This window comes from Pseudomonas sp. TMW22089, from assembly GCF_022496645.1.
GTDB lineage: Bacteria > Pseudomonadota > Gammaproteobacteria > Pseudomonadales > Pseudomonadaceae > Aquipseudomonas > Aquipseudomonas paraversuta.
This window is the reverse complement of the sequence record NZ_SCFG01000043.1, coordinates 1-9451: the sequence shown is the minus strand read 5'-3', so window position 1 is coordinate 9451 and position 9451 is coordinate 1. Positions and strand designations below refer to the sequence as shown.

Annotated in this window: 6 protein-coding genes and 1 tRNA gene; 1 reads left to right on the top strand and 6 read right to left on the bottom strand. The window is 56.6% G+C overall.

The genetic code is table 11. From position 1 onward, the window contains the following. Positions 1 to 147: 147 nt before the first annotated feature. Positions 148 to 1863, top strand: coding sequence for a MobH family relaxase (gene mobH / locus EQV90_RS21460; RefSeq protein ID WP_240878657.1), 1716 nt, complete (start codon positions 148 to 150; stop codon positions 1861 to 1863). 140 nt (positions 1864 to 2003) lie between these two features. Here the strand turns inward: mobH and EQV90_RS21455 are convergent, their stop codons facing one another. From EQV90_RS21455 to uvrY, 6 genes are all read right to left on the bottom strand, one after another. After that, positions 2004 to 3569 carry a DUF4041 domain-containing protein gene (locus EQV90_RS21455; RefSeq protein WP_200656412.1) on the bottom strand — a complete coding sequence of 522 codons (1566 nt, stop codon included), beginning with the start codon at positions 3567 to 3569 and terminating at the stop codon, positions 2004 to 2006. A 310-nt stretch (positions 3570 to 3879) separates the two neighbouring features. Next, on the bottom strand, positions 3880 to 5700 hold the full coding sequence (locus tag EQV90_RS21450; RefSeq protein ID WP_240878656.1) for an integrase arm-type DNA-binding domain-containing protein: 1821 nt from the start codon (positions 5698 to 5700) through the stop codon (positions 3880 to 3882). 228 nt (positions 5701 to 5928) lie between these two features. After that, a tRNA-Gly gene (locus EQV90_RS21445) sits at positions 5929 to 6004 on the bottom strand. Between the two features lie 65 nt (positions 6005 to 6069). After that, positions 6070 to 6627 carry a CDP-diacylglycerol--glycerol-3-phosphate 3-phosphatidyltransferase gene (pgsA, locus tag EQV90_RS21440; protein WP_003445025.1) on the bottom strand — a complete coding sequence of 186 codons (558 nt, stop codon included), beginning with the start codon at positions 6625 to 6627 and terminating at the stop codon, positions 6070 to 6072. A 224-nt stretch (positions 6628 to 6851) separates the two neighbouring features. Beyond that, positions 6852 to 8675, bottom strand: a complete 1824-nt coding sequence (gene uvrC, locus EQV90_RS21435; RefSeq protein ID WP_010657433.1) for an excinuclease ABC subunit UvrC — start codon at positions 8673 to 8675, stop codon at positions 6852 to 6854. A gap of 2 nt (positions 8676 to 8677) precedes the next feature. Next, positions 8678 to 9316, bottom strand: a complete 639-nt coding sequence (gene uvrY, locus EQV90_RS21430; RefSeq protein WP_003445030.1) for a UvrY/SirA/GacA family response regulator transcription factor — start codon at positions 9314 to 9316, stop codon at positions 8678 to 8680. Between the last annotated feature and the right edge of the window lie 135 nt (positions 9317 to 9451).

The following is a 9451-nucleotide window of genomic DNA, read 5'->3' as shown; positions in this document are numbered from 1 at the left end:
ATTACATCGAGATGTTTTACAACCCAAAACGACGCCACAGTTTCAACAATCAGCTGTCACCGGTAGAGTTTGAAAAGCGTTACGCAGCGAGCCTGGAGAGTGTCTAGGAAACCCGGGGCGATTCAGTTTGAACGGAAAAAGGGCCCTATACCGTCAGAGCCTGCTCCTGGGGTACCGGTAGGCTGGACGCCGGTGCACCCTCCCACCCATTTGTTGGCTGAACCACACCGTCAACGGCTGATGGAACGCATCTGGCAGTACACCGCGTTGTCACCGGAACAGTTCGAGCAGCTCTACCGACAGCCGCTGTTACGCTATGCCGAATACGTCCAACTGCTCCCCGCCAGTGAAAGCCATCACCACGCCTATGCCGGCGGCATGCTCGATCATGGCCTGGAACTGGTGGCCACCGCACTGAAGTTGCGTCAGTCCCACCTCCTGCCTGCCACGGCCGCACCCGAGGATCAGGCCGTGCAAGCGGATGCCTGGTCGGCAGCCATCGGCTACGGGGCACTCCTGCACGACATCGGCAAAGTGGCCGTCGACTTAGAGGTGGAGTACCTCAACGGCCAGCGCTGGCATCCGTGGCATGGTCCCTTGGAACATCCCTACCGCTTTCGCTATGTCAGCGGTCGCGACTACAAACTGCACAACGCGGCCGCAGGACTGGTCTTCACTCAGATTCTCGATTGGGACATTCTGGACTGGCTCAGCGGTTACCCAGCGCTATGGAGTAGCCTGCTCTACATGCTAGCCGGTCAGTACGAACATGCCGGCACACTCGGCGAACTGGTCACCCAGGCTGACCGCATATCGACCGCTCAGAACATCGGCGGCAATCCCGCCAAAGCGCTGCTGGCGCCTGTGACGTCGCTGCAGCATCATCTGCTTAGCGCACTGCGCCATCTACTGAAGAATGAGTTGAAGCTCAACCAGGTCGGCGCTGCTGGCTGGCTCACAGCGGACGCCCTGTGGCTGGTCAGTAAGGTAGCCGCAGACAAGGTCAGAGCCTACCTGCTGGCACAGTCCATTGATGGCGTGCCTTCATCCAACATCGCACTCTTCGACGAGCTCCAGTCCCATGGACTGGTTGAGGCCAACAGCGAAGGCAAGGCAGTTTGGAGAGCGGCAGTCGTCGACGGTGATTGGCAGCAACAATTCACCTTCCTGCGACTGCAACCGTCGCTCATTTGGCGGGATGAAACCCGGCCACCGGAATTTTTAGGGGCGGTAGACCCCGTTCTTGATACTGAACCTGACCAAACTCACCCATCAGCATCAAGTGGTCCAAACTGCCCCTCCCCGCCCGCGCTAGGCCAGCCCTCGACACACAATCCGCGGAGTTCGGAGCCGCCAGGAATCTATCCACCCGAAGCGGATGACAGCGACTATCTGGGGCCATTACTGGAACTGTTTGAGATGCCAGATTCCGATCAGGGTGTCGCACCGGCCAACGCACGGAACACCACGGAGCAAAACAACGATCTTGGAAAACACTTCCTGGAGTGGTTGCGGGCCGGCCTTCGGGACCATGTGCTGATCATCAATGACAGCCAGGCCAAGGTGCATACAGTCACCGATACTTACTTCCTAGTAACACCGGGAATATTCCAACGCTACGCGATGGAGTGTCATGAGCGAGCAGCTCACCTGGATAGGACAGAAACATGGCCAAGCGTGCAAAAAGGATTCGAAAAAATGAACATCCACCGGCGTAGGCCAAACGGCGAGAACATCTGGGCCTGCCACGTGCAAGGTCCCCGTAAGCGCGGAAAACTGAACGGCTATCTAATAAAAGATCCACTAGAACTCAGCCAAGACGGGCTTACAAACAATCCATTTCTCAGTTTGATCGAAACGTAGCGATGGGTGTCACCTGCCATTGCCCGGGATCAACCAGTTGTTTTGTGCACTGCTGACATTACGCCATCACAATTACCATTGCTGTCGGAGTCAGTTACTAAGCTCAGTCACAAGCTCAACCGCCCCATGCGTGCAAACACTTAAGCGACAATCTCCTCCTCAGCCTGCTCAATGGATTCCTCCACTTCCAACTGGTGGCGTGTCCACTCAGCAGCGATGGCGGGATTATCTAGAATCTGCTCTTCGATTCGCAGACTTTCTCGATACTCTCTCGCTTTCGCGCTCATCGTCCACTGCGTTTCTACCCCCAGCGCCTCAAGCTCTTGTCGAATGGCAGGTAAACCTATCCGGAAAAATTCTTTGCGTGGATTTACCTTGTTTACCTGCTCCCGAAGAAAGTGGCGATGGAGCTGCTTTTCGAGCCCCGGCGCATTGTCACTGAATATCAAGGCGTGCACGTCAAATTCAAATGGCACGCTCGCGTCCCCCAGTTCACGTACTCGATCAAGCGGTTCGAGTCGGCGCGTCATACCAATCTTAAAGACCTGCTCACCGAACGATCCGATGTTCGAAATCACATACACATGGCCAGCACGGGTTTGCTGGGCCATCGATAAAGCTCGCTGGTTCTTATCCTCGGCAGCCTTTAATTGCTCCTGAAGTTCCGCAAGCTTGAATTCGAAGGTCGCCCGCTCCGCAGCGGTTGCAGCGGCAACCTGTTCCTGGGCCTTCTCGAGAGCTTTTCGGAGTGTGCTCTCTTCCTTGGCGGCATCCTTGATTGCCCGCTCGAACTCTCGGCGAGCCTTTTCTTCTTCACGAATTTGCTCTCGGAGCTGACGCTGCTCCTCACGCTCTTGCTCTTTGAGGAGCTTCGCTGTGACGGCCCAGCGCAGCTCCTCTAAGCGGGATTTCAGATAGTCATCACTGATTCGCGCATTACGAAACGATGCGCCATTGAGATTCACCAGCGCAGCGGCATCTCGAATCTCCTGCTCTAGCTTGCCGTGATTATCAGACTTCGAGCGAGACAAGATGGAATCAACTTTGCCGTTGAATGCGTCGATTACAAATCGGATGGCAATCTCTCGTCGATTGGCTTCGACATACGCGCAGTTGGCGGCCCGACCAGTCTTCACCATCAGCCGACTATAATCACGAGCCGCTTTCAGCTGCTGGCCCGCTTCGGTGAAGCCGAACTCTTCGGCAAGCTCATCAAGGAGGTTATAGGTCGGAACGATATAGGCGTCGCCGTAACCTTCGATGATGTTTTTCATCGCTTGGGCGGCTTCCGTATATTGCTTGGCCTTCCCCTGCGCCTCGAGCGCGTCACCCGCAACTTCCAGTGCTTGCGTCTTGGCGTTGCCCACGATCTTGTCGGCATCTGCGATTGCCTGCGCTAATCGCATTTCTGCCTGCTCGACCCTGGACTGTGCAAGCTGCAATAAACGCGCGCGCTCTGACTTAGTCTCTTCGGAGACGCGCTCCGCCTCGGCTTCGGCGTCAATAATTCCTTCAAAGCGTTTGAGCTCGTGAAGTGCTTGCTGGAGTTGACGGGTCAGTTCGACTTTCTCGTCCTCCATCGCAGACAGATCATTTTTCCTAGCGCCGAGCTCGAGGCGAAGCTGGCTAATAACACCCTGAGCCTTGGTGTTCTTTACCAAAAAAACAAACGCCACGATCCCCGCAAAAGCGGCTAGCAATTCCATTGGCTACATCCCTGTGTTTTCGTGGAGCAAATGCTACCTTGAAGGCTGGCATTGCGCCACCAGGTTGGTGCCGAGCACCAGATTCACCTCGCAGCCCGCGATGAAACGCATAAGAGTGCCATTCGAGGACCGAAAATCTGGGTGGGGCAAAAAGTGGGGACAAAATCTCGGGCGGGACAAAACACGTGCCCATAAAAAAATCCAAGAACCGCTAAGCTCCTGGATTTCTTGAGAATAGATGGTCGGGACGGAGTGATTCGAACACTCTACCCCTTGCACCCCATACATGGGGTCGAGCGACCTGGTTCCTCTAATGCAGACCTGGCGATTCTCCTAGGCTTTGAGAGAGGACTGCAAACACTGAGCTGATAGTCGCTGCGGTCACCACACTGACAGCTGACTGCCCGTCGAGAGCAACCTCCGAGCGCGTTAGAGCCTTGTACAACTCCCACGCATCAGCCTCCGGAAATTCGCTCAAGACCTTTTGCACGAGCATATGCTTGGTGGGATCCAAGTGCCAGTCGGGAATCCGGTGGCCAAGATTACCAAAAGCCAGTGCCAACACCCTTTTCGCTTTGATCTCGTAGCTGATCCAGCGGCGCGACCTGCCCGATAGCTTAGCGAAAACTTCGGCCGGCAAATTGTGTGGTGAGTTGTAGATCTTAAGCTTCTCTCGTTGATCCGAAATCGTACTGAGATTGCTCGCCATTGGCCCTGTGATAGCCGAGATACGTTGTTTCTCCGCAACCGGTTTCGGCATGGGAGCGGCCCCGAATTTGGCCGGCACGAGCATATCTCCAGCTTCTGCTGCCGAGGCGAGATTGCCCTCTCCTCCAGCAGTCCGCGGTACCGCCTCGATTCGAACCGTCAGATGCCTGCTCGCGACCTCAAACTGATTCTGCTCGAACAGATCGAGCCGATCAGCCCAATCCTGCATCATGCGCCGCCGTTGGCCCACATACTCGGCGTGATTGTAGGCAGCGCTAACCTTGTTTGGGTCCGCGTGTGACAACTGCGCATCCACCCAAATCTTCGGATACCCAATTTCGTTCAGCGCCGTCGATAGGGTTCCACGAATGCCATGCCCCGTTAGCTGATCCGCATAGCCAATCCGCTTCAGCGCGGCGTTCAGGGTGTTCTCACTGATGCGCTTGGTGAGATTGCTGTTGTGCGCCAATAGATACCGCTGTGCCGGCCTCAGATGATCCAGGAGGTAACGCACCACCTCCAAGGCCTGTTCAGACAGCGGAACGATGTAGGGAGGAATATCACTAGCGCGCTTGCCAGCCTTACGCATCCCAAGCTGCAGCTGCTTCACTACCTCCGGCGGGATGATCCACAGAGCCGCCGCCAGATCAAACTGATCCGGCGTGGCGAGTCGGAGCTCCCCCGTACGCACGCCGGTCAACAGCAGAAGCCGAAGTCCCAACTGCGTCTGCAGCCGACCCGGGTAGTTGCGCAACTGCTGCAGCATGCCCGGCAATTCTTCCATCCGAAGAAACGGATTGTGGCGAACGGGCGGCTGAGGCAGCGCTACCACATCCAGATCAAACGCAGGATTCTGCTGCAGGCCTGGCACAATGACGAGCGAATAGCGGAACAGCTGGCGAAACCAGGTGCGGACCTTCTCCGCCGCCGTCAGTGCGCCTCGACGCTCAATCTGTGCGACAACATCAAGAAGGTCGGGGCGCTGCAGCTCGTAGATGGACCTGCGGCCGATCATCGGCAGAACATCCTTGGTAAAGACGCGACGAATCTGCGACAGGGTGCTCTGACGCCCTTCCTTGAGCACCAGGCATCGATGATCGAGCCATTTTTCATACACGATTTTGAAGGTGTTCTGATCGGCAAGCTGGACGGCTTGACGTTTCTGCTTGCGATCAAGCCGCGGGTTCACGCCCTTGCTGAGAAGCACACGTGCACCATCGCGTAGTGCACGAGCCTCCCGCAAGCTCACCTCTGGATAGGTTCCAAGAGACATCCGCTTTTGCTTGTCGGCCCAGTAGTAGCGAAAGTGCCAGGACTTACCGCCCACACCGGAAACCGCGAGGGACAGGCCATCGATATCGTTGATGGTGTAGTGGCTACCAGTGGCTTTGGCTTGCCGGATAGTGAGGTCTGAAAGCGCCATGATCGAGCTCCTGAACGTAAGGTCAGGACCTGATGTTTCGCTCGCCGCGTGCGCTCCTCCAGCAAAAAACCGATGTCAACCCCGCCGTTTTTACTCTGGACTCAAAAATGGACTTAAAAAGACTTGCTGGCGGTGGTTTTCAGCAGATTTCACTGGAACGAAAAAAGGACCCAAAGGTCCTGATTTCAATGACTTACAGACTTCAATGGAACTCTGTAGATCATAATTTGGAGCGGGAAACGAGACTCGAACTCGCGACCCCGACCTTGGCAAGGTCGTGCTCTACCAACTGAGCTATTCCCGCGTCTTGGTGCCGGCATTCTATATGAATCAAAAAATGCGTCAAGCCCTTGATTCAAAAAGTTTTATTTATTTGGTCGAGGTGGTCTTCAAATGCGGCCAGGCAGCCCGCAAATACTGCACCATCGACCACAGGGTAAGCCCCGCAGCGACCAGCAGCAGTGCATAACCCACCACTACCCAGAAGCTGAAATCGGACGGATTGGCCAGCAGGATGATCAACGCCAGCATTTGTGCCGCGGTCTTCCACTTGCCCATGTTGGACACGGCAACTTGTGCCCGCGCGCCCAGCTCTGCCATCCATTCACGGAGCGCAGAGATTACGATTTCACGGCCAATGATCACTGCGGCAGGCAGGGTCAGCCACACGTTGTGATGTTCCTGCACCAGCAAAACCAGGGCTACAGCGACCATCAGCTTGTCGGCAACCGGGTCCAGGAAAGCGCCAAACGGGGTGCTTTGCTCCAGCCGCCGGGCCAGGTATCCGTCGAGCCAGTCCGTCGCCGCCGCAAATGCGAAGACTGAACTGGAGGCCACATAGCTCCAGCTATAGGGGAGATAGAACAACAGAATAAAGAAAGGAATCAGCAGAACGCGTAGTACGGTGATCAAATTAGGGATATTCATCGGCACAACTGGCTACGAGGTGAGGGGGGCAGTCTACTCGGTGTTGCGGTCTGAGAGACAAATTCTAGGAGCATTCCCGGTGCATGTCTAACGGAGTTCCCACACAAGTCGGATAATGTGACAGACCCCAACCATACCAGAATCGGCTGCCCTGCTGAGCAGCCAGTTTAAGCGACAGGGGCAGGTTTGAGGTCTTGTGAAGAGAACCCGGGGCCAAGGGTTATTTATTCGCTGTGCAGATTCGCATAAATCAGCTCTGCGAGTTTTTTGCTGATCCCCGGCGCCTTGGCGATTTCTTCGATGCTGGCACGGGTCAGCTCCTGCAGCCCGCCAAAATGCTTCAGCAAGTCGCGACGGCGGGTCGGCCCTACCCCGGCGATGCCTTCCAGGGTTGAGGTGCGCCGGGTTTTGCCACGCCGGGCACGATGCCCGGTAATGGCAAAGCGGTGAGCTTCGTCGCGGATCTGCTGGATCAGATGCAAGGCCGGCGAATCACCTTTGAGCGTGAACTCATGGGCCGCGTCGTTCAGGTAGAGGGTTTCGAAGCCTGCCTTGCGGGTGGTGCCCTTGGCCACACCGAGCAACACCAGGTCCGGGATTGCCAGTTCATTGAGCACATCCCGGGCCATCGACAACTGCCCCTTGCCGCCATCCACCAGCAGAATGTCCGGCAGCTTGCCCTCGCCCTCTTTTAGCCGGCTAAAACGGCGCATCAGTGCCTGATGCATGGCGCCATAGTCATCGCCAGGGGTGACACCCTCGATGTTGAAACGCCGGTAGTCGGACTTGATCGGACCTTCAGGGCCAAATACCACGCAGGACGCAACCGTTGCTTCGCCACTGGAGTGACTGATGTCATAGCACTCCAGCCGTTGCGGGATCTCATCGAGTTTGAGCACTTGAGCCAGGGCTTCAAAGCGCGCCGCCACATGCAGACGGTTGGCCAGGCGGGCCCCCAGAGCCTGCTCGGCATTGGTCACCGCCAATTGCTGCCAGCGGGCACGGGTGCCGCGCACACGGTAACTGATGGCCAGTTCCCGTCCACGCAGGGCCTCGATGGCATCGATGATTGCGTCGAAACTTTCATGCTCGACGTTAACGATCAATTCGCTCGGCAGATCGCGCTCAGGGCTGCTGATGTAGTACTGCCCGAGGAAGGCGGCCATGACTTCGGCAACGTCCTCCTCGATACCGACCTGGGGGAAGAAGTTCTTGCTGCCCAGCACTCGCCCGCCGCGCACATTGATTAAATGCACACAGGCACCGCCCGGGTTGACGAACGCGGCGATGACATCCACATCGCCGGTGCCGCCCTCCATGCTTTGCTGATCCTGAACCCGGCGCAGCAACGATATCTGGTCACGCACTTCGGCAGCGCGTTCAAAGTCCAGGGTGCTGGCGGCCTGCTCCATCTCGCTGTTCAACTCGTCGGTCAGCGCACTGCTGCGGCCTTCAAGGAACATCACTGAGTGGCGCACATCTTCGGCATACACCTGGGGGTCAACCAGCCCGACGCAAGGCCCCTTGCAGCGCTTGATCTGATACTGCAAGCAAGGACGGGTGCGGTTTTTGAAGTAGCTGTCTTCGCACTGGCGCACCATAAAGGTTTTTTGCAGGATGCTCAGGCTTTCACGAATGGCCCCGGCGCTGGGGTAAGGTCCGAAATACTTGCCCTTCAGTTTTTTGGCGCCGCGATGAATGCTCAGGCGCGGGTACTGGCCGTCCGACAGAAATACGTAGGGATAGGACTTGTCGTCGCGCAACAGGATGTTATACGGCGGCCGCCACTCTTTGATCAGGGTCTGCTCAAGTAGCAGCGCCTCGGTTTCGTTAGCCGTAATGGTGGTTTCAATTTGCGCGATACGCCCCACCAGCGCCGCTGTTTTGGGCGCCAGGCCGGTTTTGCGGAAATAGCTGGCCAAGCGCTTTTTGAGGTTCTTGGCTTTGCCCACGTAAAGCAGTCGCGCATCGCCATCGAACATGCGATACACGCCGGGCCGACCGCTGCAGGTCGAAAGAAACGCACTGGCATCGAACTTGTCAGTCATCGTCAACCAGCGTCTACCATGCCGTGCCGGACAGCCAGCAAGGCCAGTTCCACATCACTTTTGACTGACAGCTTCTCGAATATCCGATAGCGATAGGTGTTGACCGTTTTCGGGGACAGGCAAAGTTTGTCGGAAATCACCTGGACCTTCTGGCAGCCGACAATCATCAGGGCAATCTGGATTTCTCGCTCGGACAAGGCATCGAACGGCGAGTCGCTGGCAGGCTGGAACGACTTGAGCGCCAGCTGCTGAGCCACTTGCGGGCTGATATAGCGCTGGCCGGCGAACACCAGGCGAATGGCCTGGACCATTTCTGCGAGACCGGCACCCTTGGTCATGTACCCGGCAGCCCCAGCCTGTAACAGCCGCGTCGGGAACGGATCCTCTTCGCACACAGTCACTGCAACCACTTTGATGTCAGGGTGGCTGCGCATCATTTTGCGGGTAGCTTCGAGGCCGCCAATACCGGGCATTTTGACATCCATCAAGACCACATCCGGTTTTAGCTCACGCGCCTTGATCAGCGACTCCTCACCGGACTCGGCTTGACCGACCACTTGCAGGCCCTCGATATCGGCCAGCATTCTGGTGATGCCTGTACGCACAAGATCATGGTCATCGACCACTAGAACCCGAATCAAGTCGACACCTTGAATCGCCCCTAGTTTCGTAGACACCTCCAAGCCTTAAAATGAGGCCCATTAGGAGGTGCCATGAGCAACCAGCGATATCCCGAAGAATTCAAAATCCAGGCGGTCAAACAAGTGACCGAAAAG

Excerpts from the sequence above, each read along its gene's own strand:
- EQV90_RS21455 (WP_200656412.1), bottom strand. The coding sequence starts at position 3,569 with ATGGAATTGCTAGCCGCTTTTGCGGGGATCGTGGCGTTTGTTTTTTTG.
- EQV90_RS21450 (WP_240878656.1), bottom strand. The coding sequence starts at position 5,700 with ATGGCGCTTTCAGACCTCACTATCCGGCAAGCCAAAGCCACTGGTAGC.
- pgsA (WP_003445025.1), bottom strand. The coding sequence starts at position 6,627 with ATGAATATCCCTAATTTGATCACCGTACTACGCGTTCTGCTGATTCCT.
- uvrC (WP_010657433.1), bottom strand. The coding sequence starts at position 8,675 with ATGACTGACAAGTTCGATGCCAGTGCGTTTCTTTCGACCTGCAGCGGT.